We start from the raw sequence: 24,245 nt of genomic DNA, 5'->3' as shown, positions 1-24,245 counted from the left end.
CTCCTCTGTAGCAGGCGTTAGTTCTCTAGGCAAATATAATGAATCCGGTAGAATTGGCATTTTCTTCGGCCCTTGAACAGGCGCGGTCGATCCGCAGTGGTGAGGTGTCGCCCCTGGAGCTCGCGGAGCTTTATTTGGAACGGATCGGGCGATTGGATGCCCAAGTGGGTAGTTATGTGACTGTGATGGCCCAGGAGGCGATCGCACTCGCTAAATCTCAAACTGAGCAGTTAACAAGAACTAGCGATCGCGCAAGTCTCCCACCTTTTTTCGGTGTGCCAATTTCGATTAAAGACCTCACTCCTGTTGCAGGCGTGCGCTGTACCTACGGAGTGCCTGCTTTGCTGTCCAACATTGCCACCTACGATGATGGTGTAGTCGCCAAGATTAAAGCTGCTGGATTCAATATTCTGGGCAAAACTGCAACGGCTCAGGTGGGTTCTTTGCCATATACGGAACCGGAAGGTTTTCCACCGACGCGCAACCCCTGGAATTTGGATTATACGCCTGGGGGGTCTAGCGGAGGGGCGGCGGCGGCGGTGGCGGCGGGGTTATGCGCGATCGCTCAAGGTTCTGACGGTGGTGGCTCAATTCGCGGCCCGGCTTTCTGTTGCGGTTTGGTAGGTATTAAGCCCACGCGAGGGCGAGTTTCTCACGCGCCTGTTGGTGATTATCAAAGTGGTATTTCTACAAATGGCCCCTTAGCTCGGACTGTCAGAGATGCGGCGGCACTTTTGGATGTAATGTCTGGTTATATTACAGGCGATCCTTACTGGTTGCCAAATCCAGAATTATCATTTTTAGAGGCTGCTGACCAAAAATTGAGTAACTTGCGAGTTGCTTTTTCCACGACAATTGCTCCTCTAGGGGAAGTCTCATCATCGTGTCAGCAGGCAGTGATAGATACAGTAAAGTTACTATCAGAATTAGGTCATAATATTGAACCTGGGTGTCCTGATTTCGCTGGTTTAATTGAGCCATTTAGTGTAATTTGGCAGTCGGGTGTAGCAGCTAGCGGTATTCCCGCCCCGGCACTAGAACCGATGAATCGCTGGCTATTAGATCGAACTCGTTCTGCGGGAGAATATCTGGGAGCTGTGTCTCAAATGCAAGTTATTGCCCGCCGGATTGTCGGTTTTTTTGATAACTTTGACGTGCTAGTATTGCCGACTTATATGTACCCACAAATTCGAGTTGGCGAGTGGGCAAATTTGACTCCAGAGGAAACATTAGAAAAAATCATTCACTGGATTGCTCCTTGTCCGCCTTTTAATGCTAGCGGTCAACCTGCGATCGCGCTGCCTACTGGTTTAGATACTAATGGTTTGCCTTTGGGAATTCAAATTATTGGTAAACCGGGGGCAGAGGCTACTTTAATTGCTTTAGCGGCTCAGATTGAAGCGGCGAAACCTTTTCCGGTTTTGGATTTTTAATCATAGTTTTCTACTGCTACGTAGACCCTCAATTCGGTGAGAACCAAACAAGTAAGATACAAATCATTACTGATGGGGCGGGCAACTTAATTACAACTTATCCAGTACCTTAATAGACTAATGATGAGTAAAAATTGCCGAAAAGCGTGGCACGAATTTTGCAAAACTATTTCCCAGATAGATGAGCAAGATACTGCTCTACTCATCTTCCAATACCTTAGAACTTGGTATCAAGAAAACAAAATGTTGTTGTCTCCACATCTAATTGATGAATATGGACTGGAAGAGTTAATAAACATTGACCCTAATTCTTATCCAATTGAACGATCGGAATGTACCCCCGAAATTATTAAGCGTTTTCTAGATTTCGCGCCTTCAAGCGAACAGTCTATGGTGGCAATTTTGCGAGATCAATTATGGGAGATTGTTGTTTTATCAGTAGATGTTGAATGCCAGAGATGTGGAAAATTAGAACTGTCTGCTTTGTTTGATACAGAAGCACAAAAAGTTGTCTTAGAATGCACGCAGTGTGGTTTGATATACACAATTGATGGACATCGATATCAATCCATAGAAACTGTACGATTAGCGCAAAATGATGATTTAAAAAATGCTGGATTATTATAATTAGCCTTACCGTCAAGCAGGGCTGTTTCATTATTAAAATTAGGAGTTGCTATGAGTATCCAAGAACGTCCACTCGATCTAGAAGAAGCAAATGAGATCCAAGCTTTATCGGTAGAAACTTTAGGAAACTTAGAAATACTTCCCTCAGCCAACCCGGATGCGATTGTTCAAAAAGTAGACTCATTCGTAGATCAATGGCAAACTGAGCCTGATAGTTTTTTCAAAAAGTATTTTACTCACAAACCCGATCCGATTGATGTTGCATTGGGTTTAGGTATAGTGTGGGGAAATCAGCTTGTTCGTCAATTTAGTTGGGAGTGGGTTTGCATTCAAGATGATGGTCAAGATTGGTATGGAGTAGTTTCACCAAACCGTTCATTAATAATTTATCCAACCTATTTCATCAAAGCGTGCCTGGATGATTCGAGTATTGACTGTACAGCAATGCTATCATTTAATATGCTGGCAGCAAATGATTTCTCCGATCTTCCAGAAAATGGATATGAGAATTTCATGCAAAGTGTTTATAGAATAATTCCGAAGCGTTGAGGCGGCATAACTATAAGGCAAGTGAGATAAATGTCTATCCCGAAAAAAGGCGCGCGAAAAATAGTTGTTGAAGGCGAAACATTCATCTGGCTCATCCGCAAGCAAGCAGCTAATATGCAAGCAGAGAACCTGGAGGGATCTCTTCACGTTGCAGTCGAACACGCTCAAGAACCTGGCTCGGTGCTAGTAATTGTGACGGATCGTCCCCATCCACAGAGATACAGTCTAGTTTATAGTGAACTTGTACCTCTACAACTTCAAAATGAATCAGGAAAAATTCAAGCTTGGACAATTGAGCGGAGGTATGCAATCAACCCAGTTAGGCCTTCAGATGTGGCATTATGGATACAACAGGCATTACAGATAGGATGGCTGCCTAAAAAGTCGGGTACAACCTTTAAGGTCAAGGTTGCAGAGAACTGTTTGAAAAAAAGCTGAATTTTGAGTCAGGCACAATTACAGAACTTACGAAACTAGCATATATGGTAGGGTACGTCAGTAAATGTCACCCTCGATCGTCGCTGTAGAATTTCGTCTGACGCACCCTACAAGCTGGTGCAAATAATCAAGTAATTCTCATATCATCGGATTAACTAGGCGATCGCACTTTGGGTTTCTTCTTCTCTGCGAGATTTATTCCCTTTACAGAAGTTTACCCGACACGGAAAACTTTTGACAGTATGGTGATATATCTACATATAGTCCGAGCGAGTTAAAGATGATTATGCGACCCAAATTCAGATGCCTGTCTTCAGCAGTAAGTATAGCAAGCGCGATCGCCCTCAGCAGCCTGGGCTGGATCGCAACCCCTGTACAAGCTGCTGAAACTCTTGTCATCCGTAAAGGAATTTTCGAGTCGTCAATCGCTGTTGCTGACTTGCGATCGCTTGTGGAAACGGGAAAACTCCCAGAAAGTCTGCAAAACTATGCTGCGTTGCTCTCATCTCAACAGCGCAGCCAAATCTACGGTGCTCTGAAAACGAAAATTCAACTCAACGTCGTCACTGTTAGCAACCTGCTAAATACCCAAATTGGCACCGGTATCCTCGCGGATCTCGCTACTGTCACGCCTCGGCGCGATGGTGCGGGGGTGCAAGCGCTACGAGCCGCAATGGTACTGGGATCGACAGCGCCAGAGGGTCTATCTGTACTCAGCTTTATCGAAGCTTATCCCGGCCAGCGGATGATCGTTGACTTGGATCGCGCCTTTGCAGTTATGCAAAACTTAAATGCAGGTTTTTGGCAAACCCAGCGGTTCATGGCTGCGATCGCGCCTCAATTAGCGGCCACCAACCCCAATATCAAACTACCCTTCGATCCCACCCAAGCTGGCCCTAACTCTGTAAAGGTACTTAAATTAGACTTGTATGACAGTCAACGCAACCGCCGCATTCCCCTCGATGTCTACTCGTCAGCGGCGACAACTGCTGACAAACCAGTAATTGTATTTTCTCACGGCTTGGGTTCCATCCGCACTGACTTGCAGTATTTAGCAGAGCATTTAGCCTCTTACGGCTATGCAGTCGCGGCCTTAGAACACCCCGGTAGTAACGCAGATCATACTAATGCTGCGATCGCAGGTAAAGGATTAATTTTAGAAGCACAAGAATTTATAGATCGACCCAAAGATATCAGCTTTGTCCTCGATGAACTGGCCAAACTCAATCAAAGTGATGGTTCCCTGCGAGGGAAATTAGCCACAGACAATGCGATGATAGTTGGTTATTCCTTCGGCGGAGCGACTGCACTATCAGTTGCAGGCGCAGAAATGCAACTGACAAGGCTCAAACAACGCTGTCAAAGCAAATTAATTACATTCAGCTTAGGAGAAGGGATTCAGTGCGCGGCGGCTGGACTTCCACAAGATAGCTATCAACTACGCGATCCTCGGATTAAAAGAGCGATCGCGATGAATCCTACCACATCTTTACTATTTGGCGAAACAGGATTGAGTGCGATCGCAGTTCCCACCCTCGTAGTCGCCGCCTCCGCCGACAAAACTACCCCCGCCTTAATCGAACAAATCGCAGGATTTTCCAAAATTCCATCTCCGAAATGGCTAGTTGGTTTTGTTGGTGGCACGCATTTGAGCGTAAAAGATCCCAGCGCGACTTTAGATCAAGCAGATAAACCGAGTACAGCAGTGACAGGGGATGAAGTCGTCGGTGTTCGCGCCGTTAGCGTTCGCAACTACATTAAAGCTATTAGTTTGGCAATGGCCGCTCAACTCACTCCCGATGCTGAGAAATATGCAGTATTTCTAACACCAGAATATGCACAATTTGCCTCTACATCTGCAATTCCAGTGCGGTTAGTGACGGAGATTCCTGCTGAAGCTGAGGCCATAGTACAAAGTTTTCTTAAGCAGGAGCAATAGGTATCTGTAAAAATTAATGAAGGGCGATCTTTCATTCCTTGGCTGTTATTTTTGATGATGAAGCTAACTCAATGGGTGAGAGGCGAGAGATGATTATTGGTCACTCTCAAAACAATCGCTTGCTGTTGATTTCTTTCACCGAACGCTATAAAGTTATTCGCATTATCAGTGTCCGTTTAGCCACTCGAAGAGAGCGTGAGGATTATGAGCAAAACGCCTTTTGATGACTCACACAATCCAGATGATGAGCTTCTAGCTGAGTATCACTTTGATTACAAGAAAGCGAAGCCTAATCGCTTTGCAGCTCGTGGGGGAAAGCCACTATTAAAAGTTGTGGTTTTAGATGAAGATGTAGCTCAAGTTTTTACAACACCAGAGTCAGTTAATAAAGTGCTAAGGGCGTTAATTGAGTCGATGCCACAAGCTACAAACAGCGACACAGCTTAACTTTACACAAAGACGCTTTTCGTAAGAATACCAGGGAGAGCGATACTTGCACAAATAGCGATCGCCTTCCCTATTTAAGCTACAGTAAAAGATATATTTTCTAGCACTACATTAGGGATATTTCCTGCACCTAAAACTTCCGTAGCATCTAAAACTTCTATCCCTACTAATAATTCATTTTCTCCAATATTTAAAGCAATTTCCTCAGTTAACTGTAAAGTGCGACACTGATGCTTACCTTCTACAAGTCTAATGTAGAGAGCATCAATTTCGGAATCATAACTAATCTTCATAAACTTTCACCTCAAAAATAAAAAGTATACACTGCGATCGTGAATATGACTCTTGACTCCTAATTCTTTCTTACAATTACCAATTACCAATTACCAATAAGATCATTTCACTGGCGCAAACTTTTTCTGTTTAACAATTGCTTGCGCCTCCTGAGAAAGACTAAAATCTATAAACTCCTTTACCAAAGCTGAAGGAGGATTTTTCGTAACCACATTCAGAGGGCGAGTAATGGGAAATTTACCACTACTAACATTTTCATTAGTGGGGGCGACTCCGTTAATTGGTAATAATTTAATGTCCTTAATAGATTCTACAACACCAATAGAACTGAAACCAATAGACTCGGGTTTCCCAACCATAGCCTGCACGAGTTCGTCCGTTTCAGTAACAACTACATCAGCGCGAATCGCACTTTTTTCTAATTTGAAATAATTCAAAAAAGGTTCTAAAGCAGCCACTCCCTCAGAGCGATGGATAACCAAAATAGGCTGATTTTTCCCACCTACTTCTTGCCAATTCTTAATCTTGCCCGTGTAAATATTAACAATCTGCTGGTTTGTCAGACTTTTAACTGGATTGTCCCTGTGTATAGTTACTGATATGCCATCTTTAGCAATAGTAGAAGCCAATAAGTCTTTCTCATCAGCTTTCATCGAGCGAGCAACCATTCCTATATCCGCAGTCCCCTGGCGTACATCTGCAATTCCGCGCCAAGTAGCATTTTCTTTCACATCAATTTTAACTCCGGGGTGTGCAGTTTCATAGGGCTTGGCTATTTCAAAAAGAATAGATCCGATTGTATGCGAACCGCTTAAAGTTATCTTCTTGGACGATGGAGTAGCAGTTGGTGGTGCTATAACCTCTGATGGCTGGCTACAGGATTGTAGCCAGAGACAAGTAGCAAAGCTAAGAGAAACTTGTATTACCGTTTGCATGATTTTCATAATATTTGCCGATTAATTTGCTGAAATCTTATAACGGAAGGAAGAAGGAAGAAGGAAGAAGGAAGAAGGAAGAAAGGGAAAATTGGGAGTCTCTTTCCCAATTACCAATTAGCCATTACCAATTACCAATTACCAATTACCAATTACCCCTCATACTACAAAACTGCTTTGAGATTCTGGGAAGCTTGGTTTAGTTCTTCGGTACCTTCTTTCGTTTTAGAAATACCAATCGCGCTTTCTTCTGCTCCCTGATTAATAGTTTTCATGGCATCAACTACCTGCTCAACGGCGAGTGCTTGTTGCTGAGCGGTAAGGGAAATTTGTTGAGTGCTAACTGCAATACCGTTAATAGCATCAGCGACAGCGGAAAAAACTTCTGCCGTTCCTTGAGCTAATTCCATCCCCGAATCCACAGTTTTTGTGCCTTCATTCGTTGTTTTTACAGATAAATCGATCGCAGCTTGAATATCAGCAACGAGATTATTAATTTTGGTGGCTGAGGTTTTGCTACGATCGGCTAATTGACGAATTTCATTAGCAATAACAGCAAATCCCTTGCCGCGATCGCCAGCACGCACCGCTTCTACAGCCGCATTCAAAGCTAGCATATTTGTTTGGTTTGCTAATTCGCTCACTAAACCTGAGATAGTTCCAATCTGGTTAGCTTGCTCATTTAAGTGGGTAATTTGATTGGCGATCGCTTCCACTTTCCCTTTCAGCGCCGTCATTCCATCCAAAGTACGCTCTACAGCCTGAGTTCCTCCCTCAGACAACTTTAAAGCTTGACGCGCTCCTGCGGCTGCTGATTGCGCTTGCTGGGCTGTAGTCTGTGAGGATGCACCTAATTCATCCATTGTAATGCTGGTTTGACTCACAGCAGCAGCTTGCTGGCTAGCAGTGCGTTCTTGCTGGTCTACGGTAGCCGTAATCTTAACTGAAGAAGTAGCGATCGCATCTGCGACCCCATTCATCATCCTACCAATATCCGACGCAACCCAAAGACCAATAGCAAGGGAACCTATTGCAGACACCGCCGTACCAATCACAATCAATGCCAGTAGCGATCGCGTTTCGTTTTCTTCTTGTTGAGATGCTTTTGCTAAAAATGCAAGTTCTTTTGTGAGAATATCTTCCCGTACCCGATCGATTTCATTTACCCGTAGGGAACCCGTAAGATTTTTAGCATAACCAAGATCGCCTTTTCTTACCAATCCGAACACTTGTTTAGAAATTCTATCTAAGCTATTTATTTCTGTCACCATGATAGTCAGCAGCTTTTGCTGTTCATTATCTTGAAAAGAATTATCTAGTTCAACGGTTGCCTTGCGAAAATTCTCCAACCCTAATTCATATCTATTTTGGTAACTAATGTCTTGGGGAAATAGCACCTGACCCCTGACATTACGGATCATTATAGACAGACTTTGGGTTACATTTCCTATGCTGATAATAGTGTTTTGAGAACGCTTTACTTTCCGATCTATAGCATCTCGACTAACAGCACCTATGTAGAGAAGAGAGCCTAAGCTTATTAAAAATAAAATAGGTAAACCATATCCAATTAGAATGCGGTTTTTTAGTTTTAAATTAGAAAACATATTTGATTCCTCGCAGGTAGTTTTCCTTATTGTGGGAAATAGGATATATCTAAAAAGTGACGATTGCCTATCTATTTTGACAAAAATAGTCGGGAAATACTTATAATCTAAATCTTTTCCCTGCTGCTTTCGGACGAACGCTTTTATCTTCAAATTATAAGCTGCAAAGTGCAGTTGCAAGTGTCAGAAGCAAGCTGAATCAACCCCGAAGCCCAGTCAAGCGCAGCGCAGTTACTCAGCATAAAGCAATCTGAGCAAAGCGAAGCAATCTACTACGTTAAAAACAGAGGAAAATCAGCCCTTTTTTTAAGGGGAGTTCGGAGGAGCCGAGTTTCCGACTTTAATACGTAAGTTCTGAGCTAGTTTGCTTCTAAGCTTGCTCCTTATGTTACCTTGTAATTATTAGTGAGCCAACTGAAATAGCGCACATCGATCACCTCAACCCCGTTCCACTTATGTCAGCAAAAAAATCAAAAAACTTTCTTCCTTTTTTCCTGTTCTTAGCTGTGGTATTTGTTATGTGGGGCGACAGCTTTACTTTTCTACCTAAACCTGTAAAAGATGCTAGCTTACAAAGCAGAAATTTTGTAGTCGGACTATGGCCCAAGTGGTTGAAGCCGAAGAATACCAACGAGCAAAGACAGAAGGATATAGAAAACTTAGAGCAAAAGGCAAGTCCCAGCCCTTGAGAGGGATGGGGCAGGGGAGCGGGGGAGCAGAGGGGCAGAGGAGCAGAGGAGCAGAGGAGCAGAGGAGCAGAGGAGCAGAGGAGCAGAGGAGCAGGGGGGCAGGGGGGCAGAGGAGCAGAGGGGAAATCTTTATCTTTCCTGTTCCATCTCCCCATCTCCCCCGCTCCCCATCTCCCCCGCCCCCCATCTCCCCCGCTCCCCATCTTCCTTCGCTTTAAGCTTGCTTTTTCAACCAGCTAAACATCGCTCGCAAATCTTTGCCTACTTCTTCAATAGGATGCTCTGCTTCTTGACGACGCATCGAAGTAAATCCGGGTTTACCAGCTTGATTTTCTAGTACAAATTCACGGGCAAATTGACCTGATTGAATTTCACTCAGGATTTTACGCATTTCAGCGCGGGTTTGGTCAGTAACAATCCGAGGGCCGCGAGTTAAATCGCCGTATTCTGCTGTATTGGAAATACTGTCACGCATTTTAGCGAGGCCGCCTTCTACTACTAAATCAACGATTAGTTTAACTTCGTGGAGGCATTCAAAGTATGCTAATTCTGGCTGATATCCCGCTGCAACTAATGTTTCAAATCCGGCTTTAATTAACGCGCTTAAGCCGCCGCAAAGCACAACTTGTTCGCCAAAGAGGTCAGTTTCGGTTTCTTCGCGGAAACTGGTTTCCAGGATGCCGGCGCGTGTGCCACCGATGCCTTTAGCGTAGGCCATTGCGCGATCGCGTGCTTGACCGGAAGCGTCTTGGTAAACTGCAAATAAACTAGGAACACCTTCACCCTGTTCGTAAGTCCGCCGCACCAAATGTCCGGGGCCTTTAGGCGCAACCATCACCACATCTACATCAGCAGGGGGGACAACTTGGCCAAAGTGAATGTTAAAGCCATGAGCGAAAGCTAGCACTTTTCCGGCTGTCAAATGCGGCTCAATTTCCTGCTTGTAAACAGTTTTTTGGACTTCATCGGGAAGCAGAATCATAATGAAGTCAGCGGCAGCGGCAGCTTTATCAACTGGATGAACTGTCAAACCGGCTTCAGTTGCTTTGGTTGCAGATTTACTGCCGGGATATAGGCCGACAATGACGTTCATGCCGCTATCCTTAAGGTTGAGGGCGTGAGCGTGACCTTGAGAACCATAGCCGATGATTGCGATGGTTTTGTTGGCTAAGAGGTCTAAGTTAGCGTCGGCATCGTAGTACATACGGGCCATAGTGGTTGTCTCCTGCTGCGCGAGCGTTGTGATAACTGCAAAACTTTCACTGTAGCAATTTTATCCTCAAATTAATAGTCCGCAGGCACATTTATCCTGCGGGACATTGACGGTTGATTTCTGACTCCTCTCTTCTCCTCAGTGGCGATCGCTCAAATTTTTGACAAATTGTATAAATCGCTACATTTACTCTGCTGTTTGAGAGCTATTGTATACAGTATACAGAAGTAGCCTGTGTCCTCAAAAATTCTCAATCCCCGTTCAAGAGTGCATTTTAGCGATTGACGATTGACTTCTAAGTTTTGTCTTCTTCCAAGTAGCGATCGCGCCAGCAATCTACTATTCAATTCTTCTCCTAGCCTCAATCCCAGATTATTTGGAGCATATTTTATGACTATTACATTAATCCCTGTAGTCAATGGTTCGCGCCTCGATCGCAGCATTTACCAACTCGCAGAAATCGGTAAATTACCAAACGGAGGCGTAAGCCGAGTAGCATTCACAAAAGAAGACTTGCTAGCTCGGCAATTAGTACAATCTTGGATGGTAGACGCAGGAATGACTGTTCGCATTGATACAGCGGGAAACATCATCGGTAGGTATGCCGGACGTGAAGAAGGAGCCCCCGCACTGGCAACAGGTTCGCACATTGATACAGTACCCGTAGGCGGCCGTTACGATGGAGTTTTAGGAGTGCTCGCAGGTATCGAAGTAGTGCGAGTCCTGCATGAAAATGGCATCCGACTCAATCATGCGATCGAAGTAATCGTCTTTACTGATGAAGAGTGTACCGTAATTGGCTGTAAAGCAATGGCAGGCAATGTTCTCAATGACCCAGAATATTACCGCCGCAACGATGGTACTCCCATTCAAACTTGCTTAGAACAAATTGGCGGCGATTGGTCAAAAATAGCAACAGCCAAACGTAATCCTAGTGAAATTGCAGCCTTCGTAGAACTCCACGTCGAACAAGGCGGCGTATTAGAAAATACAGGCGATCGAATTGGAGTTGTCAAAGGAATTGTCGGACAATATCGCTACACAGTAACAGTTACAGGTCGTCCCAACCATGCCGGCACAACACCGATGAACATGAGAAAAGATGCCTTAGTTGCCGCTGCTCAAATGGTACTAGCTGTAAATAAGATAGGAGTTGAAACTCCGGGAGAACAAGTAGCAACAGTAGGATACTTCAACGTTTCACCGAATGCAGCGAATACTGTACCAGCAAAAGTTGATTTTAAAATTGATTTGCGCGACCTTTCCCAAAGTCATTTAGATAACTTACTAGGAAAAATCAAACAGGAATTTAATGCGATCGCATCTGCTACCCAAACAGAAGTAGTAATGGCTCAGACTTTGCACGTCTTACCTACCCTAGCAGCCACCCATATACAAGATGCGATCGCGCAAGTTTGCCAAGAATCAAACTTAAGCTATTACTATTTACCTAGTCGAGCCGGACATGACGCTCAAGAAATAGGACGTTTTACTGACATGGGGATGATTTTTGTCCCCAGTCTTGGAGGAATTAGCCATGCAGAAGATGAATATACATCTCCAGAGCAATGTACCGAGGGAGCCAACGTATTGCTGCAAACATTTTTGAAGTTAGATCGGAACTATCGAGTTTAGGAAACTGTAGAAGTAAACTGTAGATAAGTAAGCCTCTCTTTTTTTAGGAGAGGACTTACGCACCCAACCAGAGAAACCGGGTTTTTTGACGAAAATACTTAGTTGTTAGCCACAGATTTTGTCAAAAACCCGGTTTCTGGGACGACCTGCGTAAATCTTATAGGAGAGAGGTTTGGAGAGATGTCAAAACTACTTCTAAACCTCTTTATCGGTTTAATGAACCATTCCCCCGCCCCCAGCAGACTTCACCTTTTTAAAGAAGATTACCGCAATTCCACTTAATAGCAAAGCAATCCCCACAAAGTAAAAACAATCATTAAAAGCCATCACATAAGCTTCCCGGCGAACGATATTAGAAATAGCTGCGATCGCTTGATCTTGCGCCACACTCAAATCCGAACCTCTGCTTACAAAATACTGAGTTATTTGATTAAGTCTTGCTTGCGTTTCCGGGTTATATAACGATACAGAATCACCCAATTGATTCGAGTGAAATTGTTCTCGCCGCGTCACCAAAGTTGCCAAAGCAGCAATCCCCATCGAACCCCCTAAATTTCGCATCATATTAAACAATCCCGAAGCAGAACCCGCCTCTTGTTTCTCCATACCAGCAGTTGCAATCGTCGAGAGAGGAACCATAATTAAAGGCTGTCCCATAGCCCGTACTAATTGCGACCAACGCAACTCATTGATACCATAGTCATGAGTCATATAAGCATTCATAAAACAACTCACCGCAAACAAACTAACTCCTATCCCAATCATCAGCCGCATATCAACACGCTGCATTAATTTGGGCACCATTGGAACTATGAATAATTGGGGGACTCCCGCCCACATAATCACCTCACCAATTTGCATAGAATTGTATTGCTGAATCTGACCTAAATACAGGGGTAAAATGTACACAGAACCGTACAATCCCACCCCTAGCGATACATTCACAATACTTGCTAAGCCGAAATTCCTCCGCGTCAGCAAGCGCAAATTAATAAAAGGTCGTTTCCGAGTCAGTTCAATCCAGAAAAACAGGCTCAAAAAAATAACAGAAATGATGCTTAAACGCACGATTAAATCAGAACTAAACCAGTCTTTCCTACTTCCTTCTTCTAACACAACTTGGAGGGAACCTAACCCAATTGCCATTGAGATAATTCCCCACCAATCTCCCCCTTTTAGCAGTTGAGTTTGCAGTGGTTGAGGGTCAACGGCATACCACACAGCAGCTAGCAGAAGCATCCCCGGAATTAAGTTTAAATAAAAGACATATTCCCATCCATAATTCTCCGTCAGCCACCCTCCGATGGTTGGCCCAATTGACGGTGCAAAGGTGGCTGTAATCGCAAACATTGCCATACCAACTGGTACTTTTGATGGTGGTAAATTAGTCAGCAAAAATGTGAAAGCCATCGGGATTAATACACCACCTGTGAACCCTTGTAAGGCGCGGAATATAATCATTGAATTCAAATCCCATGCCCAAGCACAGCAGACCGAAAAGAAGGTAAATAAGGCCGCATTGACCAATAAATACAACCGGATAGAAAATACCCGCGATAGCCAACCAGTGAGAGGAATTACTACAATTTCGGCTACTAAATAAGACGTAGAAATCCAAGAACCTTCCTCTAAGGTTGCGCCCAAGGAGGCTTGAATATCTCTGAGGGAAGCGTTGGTAATTTGAATATCCAAAACTGCCATGAAAGCGCCTAAAATGGTTCCCATTAAACCAATCCAAGTTTTTAAGGGAACGCGATCTTCGGATGGCTGCTGTTGAATCGTATTGGTATTAGCCATTGATTGACACCTATCTAGAGTTGCTGTGAGAAACTAAGAAGAAGGAAGAAGGAAGAAGGAAGAAGGAAGAAAAATTTAGTTATCTAGGAGAGAAGGAAGAAGGAAGAAGGATTTAGTTATCTAGGAGAGAAGGAAGAAGGAAGAAAAATTTAGTTATCTAGGAGAGAAAAATTTAGTTATCTAGGAGAGAAGGAAGAATGTTTATACAGTCGGCTTTTTAGCGATCCTTATCTTATATTTAATTAGGTGGATTTACTTAATAAACCCATTTCCATATAAATCGGTCTAACTAAGCGCCTTAACGTTGGTAACTGCTTAGCAAAAATAAATGAGCTAAAAATACAAATCATACCTCCAATCATTAATGTATTAGGAGCACCGATATAATTAGCTAACCCACCAGCAATTAAATTGCCAAAAGGAGTAGCACCAAATAATGCCATCGCGTAAATACTCATTACTCGCCCCCGTTTGTCATCTTCAACTATTGTTTGTAAAAAGGTGTTGCTTGATGTAACATTGAGGATAAAACCAATGCCAATTACCAACATCATTATTAATGAAAGCCACAACTGGCGCGAGGCTGCAAAACCGATGAGTCCTAAACCCATAATTGCGGGCGAAATAGCAATTAATTTGCCTAACCCTAGTACACTTTTTCGCGTACTCAAATAAATCGCAACCGATAAGGCTCCGATTCCTGAAGCTGCCATTAAAAAGCCCAAAGTTTCAGGGCCTCCATGTAGAATGTTGGTAGCAAAAATTGGTGCTAGAATTGTATATGGCATTCCAGCAAAGCAGATTAATGCTAATAATATTAAAATAGAACGAATGGGATGAAAACCAAAGACATAAGCAAATCCTTCTTTAAATCTTTCTAAAGGATTAGTAGTAATGACTGCTAGTTTCCGAGGCTTAACATTCATCGCTAACAAACTTGCAATTACTGCGATGTAGCTGAGACCATCAATTAGAAAACAGTAACCTGGCCCAACGTTAGCTATTAGCAAACCTCCAATTGCAGGCCCGACTAATCTTGCTGCATTGAACATCGAAGAATTGATCGCGATCGCATTTGCTAAATGTTCTTTCCTTTCTACCATTTCAGGTACAAAAGCTTGACGCGCTGGCGCATCAAAAGCGGTGATTGCACCTTGACAAAAACTCAGGATAACGATTTGCCAAATATTAATTGTTCCTGTTAGTGCCAAAAATGCTAGTGCTAATGACTGGATCATAGCAAGTATTTGAGTAATAACTAGAACTCGGTGGCGATTCCACCTATCTATTAAAACTCCGGCAAATGGTATGACAATCAAAGTGGGAAGTTGACCAGCAAATCCAACTACACCTAGTAAAAAAGCTGATTGGCTTAAATGATAAACTAACCAAATTGAAGCGATTTGTGTCATCCAATTGCCAATTAGAGAGATTCCCTGTCCGGCGAAAAATAGGCGGTAGTTTCTAGAACGTAGTGCTGGGGGAAGTGCGATCATTGTTAATTGTTAATTGTTAGTGGTTAGTTGTTAATTGTTAGTAGTTGGCTTTTGTCATTACGCAGGCTACGCCAACGCAATGACAACTAACCACTAACAGTTAACCGTTAACAGTTAACAGTTAACAGTTAACCGTTAACTAACTATTTAATTTCAACGTTGACAACAGCAGACATTCCCGGTGCAATCCGCGATTCATATCCTTTGACACTTTCGCCATCAAACACAACTTTTACTGGAATCCGTTGGACAATTTTTGTAAAGTTGCCAGTAGCATTATCGGGAGGCAATAAGGCAAACTGAGAACCTGATGCTGGTGAGAAACTATCGACTCGACCCTCAAACTTATGATTGGGGAAAGCATCTAATTTAATTTCTACTTTTTGACCGGGTTTCATGTTAGTCAATTGCGTTTCCTTAAAGTTAGCTGTCACCCAATACTCATTACTAACGATCGCCATTAAAGGAGTTCCCGGTTGCACGCGCTGACCAACTTCTACAGATTTTCGTCCGATGACTCCAGCAGCGGGGGCGGTGATATTGGTATAGGAAAGTTGCAGTTGAGCGTCTTTGAGGGTGGCTTCTGACTGCGCGATCGCACCTAATGCTGCATTGTACTGCGATCGATTGACCTGGGTTTGCTGACCAGTAGCTTGAGCCTGTTGCAATCCGCCTCTGGAAGCTTCTAATTTTGATTGAGCCGAAGTAATCCCCTCTTGCGCTTGGGCGACTTTCGCTTCGGCGCTGGCTATCCCAACTCTGGCTTGGGCAACTTTTGCCTGGGCTTGGTTAACACCTTCCTTGGCTTCAGCTAATGCTGCTTGGGCTGTCGCTACGCCTTGTTGAGCCTGTGCGACTTGGGCCTTAGCTTGTTCGATTCCCTGTTGGGCGGCGGTTTTTTGGGCAACGGCGACATCGTAGGCTTGGCGGGCTGTGTCTAGTTGTTGACCTGCGATCGCGCCTTCCTTAAATAGTTCATCGTAGCGCTGCAAATCTGCCTTAGCCTTTGTCACCGTCGCCTCGGCTTGGGCTAACCTCGCTTGCGCCCCAGAAACTCCCGCTTGGGCTTCCCTAACTCTCGCTTGGGCCTGGGGAATGCTTGATTCTGCTTGCGTTACCTTCGCCTGGGCTGCTGGGACTCCGGCTTCTTCTTGGGCGACAATAGCTTGGGCTGCGGGTACGCCGGCTTGGGCTTCTCTGAGAGCGGCTTGAGCAGTGCCGATCGCAGCTTGGGCCGTTGAGATATCCCCTTGAGCTTGCGTTGTCTTACCTTGGTTTGTTTGAGAAGCTAGAGACACGCTCGATTCCGCCGCTTGAGCTTGGCGGCGGGCGCTTTCTAAAGCGGCTTGGGCTAACTGGACTTTAACCTGGTAGTCGCGGGGGTCGAGTTTGACTAGCAGTTGTCCCGGTTTTACTTGCTGGTTGTCGGCTACGAGTACGTCGCTGACAGTCCCGTTAATACGGGTGCTGATTTGGTGGATATGACCGGAAACTGTGGCGTTTTCCGTCTCGATATGGGCGGAGGCGTATTGCCAGTATCTATACCCAAAGGTGCTAGCGGCGATCGCACCTATTCCTAATATTCCCAAGATTAGTAAGTTCGGGCCGCCTTTCTTCGGCTGGTCGGCTGGGGGCTGTTTTTGCTCTGTTTCGGTAATGGGTGCAATCGCTGTCTCAGTCTCGATCGCAGGCATTTTATCGCTGATATCTGCAACGCCGACATCTGGCTTTTCTAGAAGGGCGACTCCTTGTCCTTTGCCGTTGAGTTCGGCGGCGTTGATTTCTTCGTTAGGGCGTTGCATTGTGGTTCTCTCCTGGTATTTACTAAGATGTCGTTTGTTTAGAATGCGTAGTTTTATGGTATTAAGGCTGCTTTTGTTTAGAGTACGTAGTATTAGAGGATTAATTAGAGTTTACAAAGAGTGAGGGCGGCTAGACTTCTTTCATGAGGATGATTTGAGGATTAATTTAAATCTACAAGAGGTGGTGATGGTTGCACTTCATCCATTAGGGCGATCCCAGGGAGGAAATCTTAGGAAAGATTGGCGATCGCCCGATCTATGAGTTCTGAGAAGAGTTCGCGATCGGCACTCGAAATTCCGGTCATAGCTTGTTCGCGGATGCCGAGTGCGATCGGTGGGAGTACGTCTTGCAGTTCCCGGCCAGCTTGAGTTAGCCAAATGCGCCAAATACGGCGATCGTTGGGATCGCGTTCCCGGCGGACTAGATCCCGTTCTTCCATGCGATCGATCACCCCTGTTAAAGTCCCCCCTACCTGTTGCAGTTTCTCGCCAATGCTGGAAGTGGGGAGGCCGTCTTCTTGCCACAGACAGCACAACACTAACCAATGAAAAGGCGTTAAACCAAAGGGTTCCAGCCGTTCTTGAAACCTGCGGCCGCTGAGTTGGGCCAGCAGCTTGATCCGGTAGCCGATGCTGTGGGGGGCGAGAACGTCGTGCCATCGGCTCGGAGGTTTGCAATTAATAGTAGAGTTAGTAATCATTGAAATTTAGTTTGTGTTCGTAATATCAGTGTAAGGTGCTTTTTCTCGATTGTCAAGGGATGGGGAATAAGAAAGACAAGCTGTACGTTAGTTTTGGGGAATATTTAGCTTAGGTAAATCCTTCTTTCTTCTTTCTTCTTCCTTCTTCCTTCTTCCTTCTTCCTTCTTCCTTTTAAGCCGAGATACAGTCTTTCCGAGGACATGACGTAAAGTTTTGTAAATAAACGCCAGATATCGCATAAAAGTTGAGTGTCCCTCCCGATAGATAGTTTGAAGGGCACAAGGGTAAGCATCACATAATGCTAATGAATATTGAAAAACGTCCCACTAATGTCGAATGGGACAAATGGATTTGTCCAGACATCAGACCTGGGTGGAAACTTGCCAGACTGCGGAGTTCAGAGGAAATTATTCTGCAAGCAATAGAAGGAGGGAGGGAATTTCGCTTCAATGAGGTCGAAGGCTATGCTTTGCGCTACTTCACGGGTGTTTTGACGGTGAGTGAAGTTCAAAGTCGGTTGAGTGCAGAATTTTCTAGGTGCGATCGCGACTTAGTAGCAAAGCTAGTGGAAAAACTTCTTGCTATGGGGATTTTAGCACGTTCTCAGGGCCCTCGGTTGAAAGCGATCGCCCAGTGGCTCGAACATCCCGACGGGTCTTGGATTTTGCGGAACCCGGAGGAAATGACGTTCCTGCAAGTGAGTCCAGAGGAAAAAGTGGCGATCGAACAGTTGGGAGTTTCGCAGGATGCAAGTGCAGCCGAATTCTGCATTACTCACGAAAAACTGCACGCTTTGTTGGAATTATTGGCCGCTACCGCCATGTTAGAACCCGATATCGACCAGTGTCAATTGTAAAGAAATGTAACAGAATTCAAATTCGGCGTAAAAACCGATAGGTGATGCAGATAAAGAGATAGAAGCTCGCGAACAATTGAAAAGCACAAAGTCATTGTTAATAAATTACCAGGAGATACAGCATCTATGAAACGGAAACAGATATTTCAAGCAACAGCAACGGCACTATTTCTTAGCTTGTTAGCCGGGGGAAAAGCTCTAGCTTTTGCGTTCAACTTTACCCCTATTGCAATTTCCGATCCCAACAACCTATTTAACCTTGGATCTTCAAACAGCAGTGTTGGTCAAGGACTTGGCCGCACAAGCCTGCAAGCAGGGTTTAACACATTTGATGCCAAGCAAAAGGGATTTGCTATCAACAATAACGGTGGAAGAGTTGCTTATTATGCCAATCTAACTGGTGGCGGTCAAGCAATCTACAGCTACACGGGAGTCGGTGCTCCCAGACTAATTGCTGATACTCAAACCAGTTCCAAGTTTAGCAGTTTTGGTCAAGGACTTTCCATTAACAAGTCAGGAACAGTAGCATTTTTTGCAACCCTAAAGACTGGAGCTACAGGCATATACAGCTATGATGGCAAGATTGGTTCACAACCTAAACTTATTGCCGAAACTGGCAGCGAATATAGTAGTTTTCTACCGGGACTATCACTCAACGACAAGGGAGAAGTTGCATTTTCCGCCGTCAAAAATGGAGTTCGAGAAATCTTCAAAAGCGATGGTAGTATTACGCTGAATATCACCAATTGCAAAAGTGCTGGTGCAAGTGATTTTCAATGTCCCATCACTGACGCACCCTCCATCAACAATGAAGGAATGGTAGGATTTACAAGTCACTATGGCCTTTGGAGTGGAGATGAAAATGGGATCAATCAAATAGTTAAAGACTCTGCCTCTTTTTGGAATGGTTGGTATCGCGAAGCCAACATCAGCGATAACGGATTTGTGTCTTCTTATGTTCACCGGAACGGCAGTGGTCAAATGCTGATTAGTGCCGACGGATCGATCTTTGGTCGCAACGTTATCGCTGGTACTAATTTCGATCCAGTCACAGGTGTGACTAGCAGCAACTTTGATTCTATCGGTACTAATTCCATCAACAAAAAAGGAATAGTTGCCTTTACAGGTAGTCAGGTAAATGTGGGCAAAGGAATCTTTATTGGAGACGATGCGGTAAACGATAAGATTGTAGGCATTGGATCTATCCTCATGGGTACTGATGGCAAAGCTCTTTTTGGTGGTTCCGCAGTAACAGATATTTTCTTCGATCGCGAAGGTTTAAGCGACGACAACGAAATTAGTTTCTGGGCAAAACTTGCCAATGGTATTGAAGGCATTTTCCGTGCTAACAAATTTGCCGATTCTCAATATAATCCTTGGCTACCCAACTGTAACCGTGATGGAGCCACCCACAGTTTTTGCAATGTTGAAGGAAATCGCTGGTTCGATCCTCCCACCGCCTACGGCTTTAACTACAAGATGACTTCTGACTCTTTATTTACTTCAATTCTCGACTTGCCGAGCAATTTTATTAAACCCTTCACCGTAGCAGTTGGAGACATCATTTTAGGCAAGGATTTCACCGCAGGCGATCGCATCGATTTTAGCCAATTTGCTGCCGAACTTGGCGCTTTACTCGTCAACGGTACTGGCGTTAAAGAATTTACCGTCACCGGTCTTGATGTCGATCCCAACAATCCCGCCGTATTCCCCATCAAACTCGCCTCTAATACCGATTTAATGAGCTTTGATATGTACGCACTCCTCAACCCAGATGCAGCACCAGAGAACCCTGGTATCCCTGGTGGCCCTGACCCTGACCCTGGCATCGGTGGCGGCACCGAACCCGTTCCCGAACCGACGACAATCCTGGGCACATTAATATTTGGTGCTGTCGCTGCCAAACTCAAACGTCAACGCGCATCAGCTAACAAAGAAGTTTAATTTTCAACGATGGTAAAGGCGTAATTAATCGCGCCTTTACACAACAAACTTGGATTTTCTCAATGCCTAAATTCAGGAGTATTCCCGTGCATCTAACAACAAAAAATCTAATTCGCTGCATCACAACAGCCTTTGCCGCCAGCATAATTGTCGCATCCGAACCACAAAAAGCTAGAGCTGCAAGCCTCTACAATGGCTGGAATTATGCCATTGATTCTTTCAATGACGGCGTAACAGGAGGACAAGTAGGAGGTGGAGCATTTGAATTTTACGGCCTGGCATTTCAAGAAACTGCCGAGAAAATTTTTGTTGCTCTTAATACTAATCTATCTTTAGCAGGATTTGAACATGGTGGTGTTCAAGGAGGCAGTATTAGTTATGGCGATTTGTTCTTAAATTTCTCTGGTTTAAAGTTCAATGAAGCTAGTACAATCGGTCAATTATTTGCCGTCCGTTTCGCAGAAGGCAATGACTCCGGCGCTGAAACCACAGGAGTTTATAGCAATGTCATCGCCAAAAGTGTAGCCGAGACTAATTCGGGCTATGGGAATTTAAACGAGTACAACGCTCACATTAAATCCAGAGGGGGTACGCCTTCAACGGGTGATTTAAGTGCTACTGATTCCTACTTTGAGCAAACAGGTGACTGGACAGTTCTCAATGTAATTGATTCTGGTGAAAAAGTAGGTGATATCAGTTTCTTGACTACCGCAGCATTAAACGTTATGGGTTTAGATTTTGCTCATTTTAAAGCAACCGGTTCTCAAACTATTGGATTTAGCTTTGACAAATCTTTAATGCCTTCTGGCAGCTTTATCGCTAATTTCTTTGCCGAATGTGCTAATGATGGCATCGCAATTAATGGAGAATTGGAAAATGATGACATCCCGATTGATGGAGAATTGGAAGCCGTGCCTGAACCATCTTCTTTCTTGGGAACTTTGGTAGCGTTAGGCCTAATTGGTGCTCGCTTACTGGCGAAACGTAAACATCATCGGGAAAGTTTACAGATTTTTGCTGCATCTGACGAATAAGATAGGCTTAATCTTGCAATTTCAGTGTTTTAACGTCTGCTTGCGGCAATAGTAATTGCCATCCTTTTGCTAATTGCTAATCTCTAATATTGGCGGAAAACAAACACTTGGCAATTAGTAATCAGCCATTAGCAATTAGCAATTAGCAATTAGCAATTAGCAACTAGCCATTACCAATTACCAATCACCAATTACCAATCAGCAATCACTAATTACCAATTACCAACAAAGGAGTCATAAGAACGTCATGCAAAAAAAATTAATAACCACTGCTGGAACAGCGTTTATGGTTTTAGGAATAGGTACTGCAACAGCAGATATAACTAAAGGAGGGTATCTTGTCTCCACCGGAGGCGATATATTAGTACAAATAATGCCATCCCTAGCTAAATTTACCAATGAGTTACACCTTTTTTATCCAGAGCGCCGATATCTTACTACTAACCGAGATCGTAGAGGAGCAATAAATTTAGGCACTTTTCCCCTGGGTAGCGAACTCACATTTGGGATATTTGTAAGAGATACAGGTAATATTTTTATGATGGGGCCCGGAGATCGCAACCCTGATGGAATTCCCCATGCTTCAGTACAAATTATCAGACCAGGAGTTGTAATTGTTGAATTTAAAGATGTTTGGGATGAACAGAATAAAGATTATGAGAATAGCATGATTACAATTGATAATTCAATTTTAGATGTTGCCAAACCCTTAGCTCAACCTGCTACTGCAAAAGATAATTTAGTTTTTGGCAATTTTAATGTTTCTAAGGTATCGAAGCGCAAACAGCAGCAAAAAGCAGTTTAATTCATACCTGCCCGTAGTTGCTTACAACCAATGGTATACAATTGATAAAAGTTCACTAATTTGGAGGAAAATATGCAGACAGTTTTTGTTAAACCACAAATCAAAGTTATTCAGCCAGAAGGTCGTATCAACGCATCAAATGCACCAGATTTTGAATATCAATTAACTGCCGCTATTCTCTCCCCAGCAAATAACTTTTTACTCGTCGATTTAGGAAAGGTCAATTTTTTAGACAGTGCTGGTTTAATGGCATTAGTTTCTGCTTTTAAACTGTCGCAGCACCTCAATCGCAGATTTGCTATTTGCTCTGTTTTACCTTCTGTTCTAATGATATTTGAGTTGACTCAACTTGACCGGGCTTTTGAGATTTTTGACAATTGTAATAGTTTTGAATTGGCGATCGGTGTGGCAATGGATTTTGTCACCAATGTAAATAATTTGAAGAGTTAAGAGTATAAATACTATAGCTTGTAAGGTGGGCGCTCGCCGCAATCATCTGTAGCTATAAGTTACAGATGGTTGCGGCGAGCGCCCACCCTACGTTTAATTATGTCCGACTACTTATCTGAGTTTTAATCGAATTGAGCTATTAACTGGGAATTAAAACCCTAGCGATCGCCACAAAATATAAAGATTTGTAACAAATCTAGCCACTTCGCGTAAAAATTGCCACAAAACCTTAACAGATAAATAGAGGCTAATAAAACATCTACGGCGAATACAGGAGACTTGATGCCATTCGATCCAGAACGAAACAGGTTACAAGACGAGGAACTGATGATGCTGGCAATAGAAGCTCAACGGCATCCACCTAAAAGTAGAGAGAGACAGCTTTGTCAAAACCTGCGTCACAAAATGTATCCCCATCTCAATTTTCAATCCTTAGCAATACGAATACTAGCTAGAGAAAAATGGAGAGAAATCTCAGCCGATTTAGGGATACCAATATCAACTCTCAGCAGTTTCTACCAGCGCAGCATTAGAGAACTTTCTCCGCACATTAAGCTATATTTGAATAGGTGAAAAGGAACATGAAAATGTTAGAAAACAACAATACAACAGAGGAACTGAGTTTTACCGTGACTATCACATCTAAGTTTCGCAAACAAGCAGAACACTTCCGTCGCCAGCAAGCCAATGCAGAAAAAGGCGAACAAGTTTATCGCAATACTTTAGCAGTTTTAGCAGTAAATTATTACTGCCAGTGTATGCAAATTGAAACAGACTTACAAGTTGGCGATAGCTGGGATTCATTAATGCAAAGCCTGCTAAATACAGCCGATTTAACCATCAAAGATTTAGGCAAAGTAGAGTGTAGAGCCTTGCTATCAGACTCGGATATTGTAGAAGTACCTGCCGAGGTTTGGACAGACAGAATTGGTTACATCGCCGTGCAATTGTCTGACTCGATGCAAGAGGCAAAGTTAATAGGTTTTGTAGAAAAAGCAACAGCAGAAAAAATTCCTTTGAAACAATGGCAATCCCTTGAAGGTTTCCTGACAGTGGCGAGTACACCTCGTCCAATTGTAGCGCTATTGAGCAATTGGGTAAACGGCATTTTGGATGCTGGCTGGGAAATGGTAGAAACCATAGAATCCCTATTGTCGCTGCCGGAAACAGAACCTAGTTTTAACTTCCGAAGTGCCGCTCCTATAAAATTCAGAAAGCAGGACAATACAACAATGGGAGCTAAGTTGCTTCAATTGCAAAAGGCAGACGATCGGGTAGCAATATTTGTAGGGTTTGGGCCGGGAATTGAACCGGGAGTTGATTTCTTTGTAGAACTGTATGCCGTGAAACCACAAATTTACTTGCCGCAGGATTTACAATTAATAGTACTTGACGAACAAGGAAAGCCAGTGATGCAAACTGTCGCGACGAAAAACAGCAAAAATATGCAATTAGAGTTTAGTGGCTATCCAGATGAACAGTTTAGTGTTAAGGTAGCTTTGGGTGATGTCAGCATCTTAGAAAAGTTTCAGGTTTGAGGGTTAAAGTTCGAT

24 protein-coding genes are annotated in these 24,245 nt (G+C 43.8%); 16 read left to right on the top strand and 8 right to left on the bottom strand.

Features of this window, described 5'->3' with window-relative positions:
• Positions 1-38 precede the first annotated feature (38 nt).
• The 7 genes from OSCIL6407_RS0113475 to OSCIL6407_RS0113445 all read left to right on the top strand — a co-directional run bounded on the left by OSCIL6407_RS0113475 (position 39) and on the right by OSCIL6407_RS0113445 (position 5,433).
• Positions 39-1,433 carry an amidase gene (locus tag OSCIL6407_RS0113475; RefSeq protein ID WP_007358233.1) on the top strand — a complete coding sequence of 465 codons (1,395 nt, stop codon included), beginning with the start codon at positions 39-41 and terminating at the stop codon, positions 1,431-1,433.
• Between the two features lie 120 nt (positions 1,434-1,553).
• Positions 1,554-2,060, top strand: coding sequence for a hypothetical protein (locus tag OSCIL6407_RS0113470; RefSeq protein ID WP_007358234.1), 507 nt, complete (start codon positions 1,554-1,556; stop codon positions 2,058-2,060).
• 51 nt (positions 2,061-2,111) lie between these two features.
• Positions 2,112-2,609 (top strand): hypothetical protein, encoded by a 498-nt coding sequence (locus OSCIL6407_RS0113465; RefSeq protein WP_007358235.1) that lies wholly within the window; start codon positions 2,112-2,114, stop codon positions 2,607-2,609.
• Between the two features lie 30 nt (positions 2,610-2,639).
• On the top strand, positions 2,640-3,047 hold the full coding sequence (locus OSCIL6407_RS0113460) for a hypothetical protein (RefSeq protein ID WP_007358236.1): 408 nt from the start codon (positions 2,640-2,642) through the stop codon (positions 3,045-3,047).
• A gap of 280 nt (positions 3,048-3,327) precedes the next feature.
• Entirely contained in the window at positions 3,328-4,986 is a 1,659-nt protein-coding gene (locus OSCIL6407_RS0113455; RefSeq protein WP_007358237.1) for an alpha/beta hydrolase, read from the top strand.
• Positions 4,987-5,024: 38 nt separating this feature from the next.
• The gene (locus tag OSCIL6407_RS30675; protein ID WP_019487326.1) at positions 5,025-5,210 is read left to right on the top strand and encodes a BrnT family toxin; all 186 of its coding nucleotides are present in this window, start codon (positions 5,025-5,027) and stop codon (positions 5,208-5,210) included.
• Positions 5,191-5,433, top strand: coding sequence for a hypothetical protein (locus OSCIL6407_RS0113445; RefSeq protein WP_007358239.1), 243 nt, complete (start codon positions 5,191-5,193; stop codon positions 5,431-5,433). The genes OSCIL6407_RS30675 and OSCIL6407_RS0113445 overlap by 20 nt, the downstream gene beginning before the upstream one ends.
• Positions 5,434-5,507: 74 nt before the next feature.
• Here OSCIL6407_RS0113445 and OSCIL6407_RS0113440 read toward each other — a convergent pair whose 3' ends face one another.
• From OSCIL6407_RS0113440 to OSCIL6407_RS0113430, 3 genes are all read right to left on the bottom strand, one after another.
• A complete protein-coding gene (locus OSCIL6407_RS0113440) occupies positions 5,508-5,726 on the bottom strand; it encodes a DUF2283 domain-containing protein (protein WP_007358240.1) in 219 nt (72 codons plus the stop codon).
• A 102-nt stretch (positions 5,727-5,828) separates the two neighbouring features.
• On the bottom strand, positions 5,829-6,662 hold the full coding sequence (locus OSCIL6407_RS0113435; RefSeq protein ID WP_234708831.1) for a phosphate ABC transporter substrate-binding protein: 834 nt from the start codon (positions 6,660-6,662) through the stop codon (positions 5,829-5,831).
• Positions 6,663-6,826: 164 nt separating this feature from the next.
• Positions 6,827-8,269, bottom strand: a complete 1,443-nt coding sequence (locus tag OSCIL6407_RS0113430; RefSeq protein WP_007358242.1) for a methyl-accepting chemotaxis protein — start codon at positions 8,267-8,269, stop codon at positions 6,827-6,829.
• 455 nt (positions 8,270-8,724) lie between these two features.
• On the opposite strand from OSCIL6407_RS0113430, the gene OSCIL6407_RS32585 reads away from it, so the two are divergent.
• Positions 8,725-8,958, top strand: a complete 234-nt coding sequence (locus tag OSCIL6407_RS32585; protein ID WP_071592466.1) for a hypothetical protein — start codon at positions 8,725-8,727, stop codon at positions 8,956-8,958.
• A gap of 214 nt (positions 8,959-9,172) precedes the next feature.
• On the opposite strand, the gene ilvC is transcribed toward OSCIL6407_RS32585, so the two are convergent.
• Positions 9,173-10,171 (bottom strand): ketol-acid reductoisomerase, encoded by a 999-nt coding sequence (gene ilvC, locus OSCIL6407_RS0113420; protein WP_007358243.1) that lies wholly within the window; start codon positions 10,169-10,171, stop codon positions 9,173-9,175.
• 390 nt (positions 10,172-10,561) lie between these two features.
• On the opposite strand from ilvC, the gene OSCIL6407_RS0113415 reads away from it, so the two are divergent.
• Positions 10,562-11,806, top strand: a complete 1,245-nt coding sequence (locus tag OSCIL6407_RS0113415; protein ID WP_007358244.1) for a Zn-dependent hydrolase — start codon at positions 10,562-10,564, stop codon at positions 11,804-11,806.
• Between the two features lie 213 nt (positions 11,807-12,019).
• Here the strand turns inward: OSCIL6407_RS0113415 and OSCIL6407_RS0113410 are convergent, their stop codons facing one another.
• The 4 genes from OSCIL6407_RS0113410 to OSCIL6407_RS0113395 form a co-directional block, all read right to left on the bottom strand.
• The gene (locus tag OSCIL6407_RS0113410; protein ID WP_007358245.1) at positions 12,020-13,603 is read right to left on the bottom strand and encodes a DHA2 family efflux MFS transporter permease subunit; all 1,584 of its coding nucleotides are present in this window, start codon (positions 13,601-13,603) and stop codon (positions 12,020-12,022) included.
• 242 nt (positions 13,604-13,845) lie between these two features.
• On the bottom strand, positions 13,846-15,099 hold the full coding sequence (locus tag OSCIL6407_RS0113405) for an MFS transporter (RefSeq protein WP_007355774.1): 1,254 nt from the start codon (positions 15,097-15,099) through the stop codon (positions 13,846-13,848).
• A 143-nt stretch (positions 15,100-15,242) separates the two neighbouring features.
• On the bottom strand, positions 15,243-16,901 hold the full coding sequence (locus OSCIL6407_RS0113400) for an HlyD family efflux transporter periplasmic adaptor subunit (RefSeq protein WP_007355775.1): 1,659 nt from the start codon (positions 16,899-16,901) through the stop codon (positions 15,243-15,245).
• Positions 16,902-17,131: 230 nt separating this feature from the next.
• Entirely contained in the window at positions 17,132-17,602 is a 471-nt protein-coding gene (locus OSCIL6407_RS0113395) for a MarR family winged helix-turn-helix transcriptional regulator (RefSeq protein WP_007355776.1), read from the bottom strand.
• A 305-nt stretch (positions 17,603-17,907) separates the two neighbouring features.
• On the opposite strand from OSCIL6407_RS0113395, the gene OSCIL6407_RS0113385 reads away from it, so the two are divergent.
• From OSCIL6407_RS0113385 to OSCIL6407_RS0113355, 7 genes are all read left to right on the top strand, one after another.
• Entirely contained in the window at positions 17,908-18,459 is a 552-nt protein-coding gene (locus OSCIL6407_RS0113385; protein ID WP_234708795.1) for a hypothetical protein, read from the top strand.
• A gap of 126 nt (positions 18,460-18,585) precedes the next feature.
• Positions 18,586-20,403 (top strand): choice-of-anchor tandem repeat NxxGxxAF-containing protein, encoded by a 1,818-nt coding sequence (locus tag OSCIL6407_RS0113380; RefSeq protein WP_007357315.1) that lies wholly within the window; start codon positions 18,586-18,588, stop codon positions 20,401-20,403.
• Positions 20,404-20,465: 62 nt separating this feature from the next.
• Positions 20,466-21,437, top strand: coding sequence for an XDD3 family exosortase-dependent surface protein (locus tag OSCIL6407_RS0113375; RefSeq protein WP_234708794.1), 972 nt, complete (start codon positions 20,466-20,468; stop codon positions 21,435-21,437).
• Positions 21,438-21,684: 247 nt separating this feature from the next.
• Positions 21,685-22,242 (top strand): hypothetical protein, encoded by a 558-nt coding sequence (locus tag OSCIL6407_RS0113370; RefSeq protein ID WP_007356065.1) that lies wholly within the window; start codon positions 21,685-21,687, stop codon positions 22,240-22,242.
• A gap of 72 nt (positions 22,243-22,314) precedes the next feature.
• A complete protein-coding gene (locus OSCIL6407_RS0113365; RefSeq protein WP_007356064.1) occupies positions 22,315-22,692 on the top strand; it encodes an STAS domain-containing protein in 378 nt (125 codons plus the stop codon).
• A 282-nt stretch (positions 22,693-22,974) separates the two neighbouring features.
• The gene (locus OSCIL6407_RS0113360; RefSeq protein ID WP_019487323.1) at positions 22,975-23,265 is read left to right on the top strand and encodes a hypothetical protein; all 291 of its coding nucleotides are present in this window, start codon (positions 22,975-22,977) and stop codon (positions 23,263-23,265) included.
• 14 nt (positions 23,266-23,279) lie between these two features.
• The gene (locus tag OSCIL6407_RS0113355; RefSeq protein ID WP_007356062.1) at positions 23,280-24,230 is read left to right on the top strand and encodes a DUF1822 family protein; all 951 of its coding nucleotides are present in this window, start codon (positions 23,280-23,282) and stop codon (positions 24,228-24,230) included.
• The last annotated feature ends 15 nt before the right edge of the window (positions 24,231-24,245 follow it).

This window comes from Kamptonema formosum PCC 6407 (genome assembly GCF_000332155.1).
Classification (GTDB): domain Bacteria; phylum Cyanobacteriota; class Cyanobacteriia; order Cyanobacteriales; family Microcoleaceae; genus Kamptonema; species Kamptonema formosum.
Note: the sequence above shows the minus strand (reverse complement) of the source record. Positions and strands in the feature narration are given on the sequence as shown.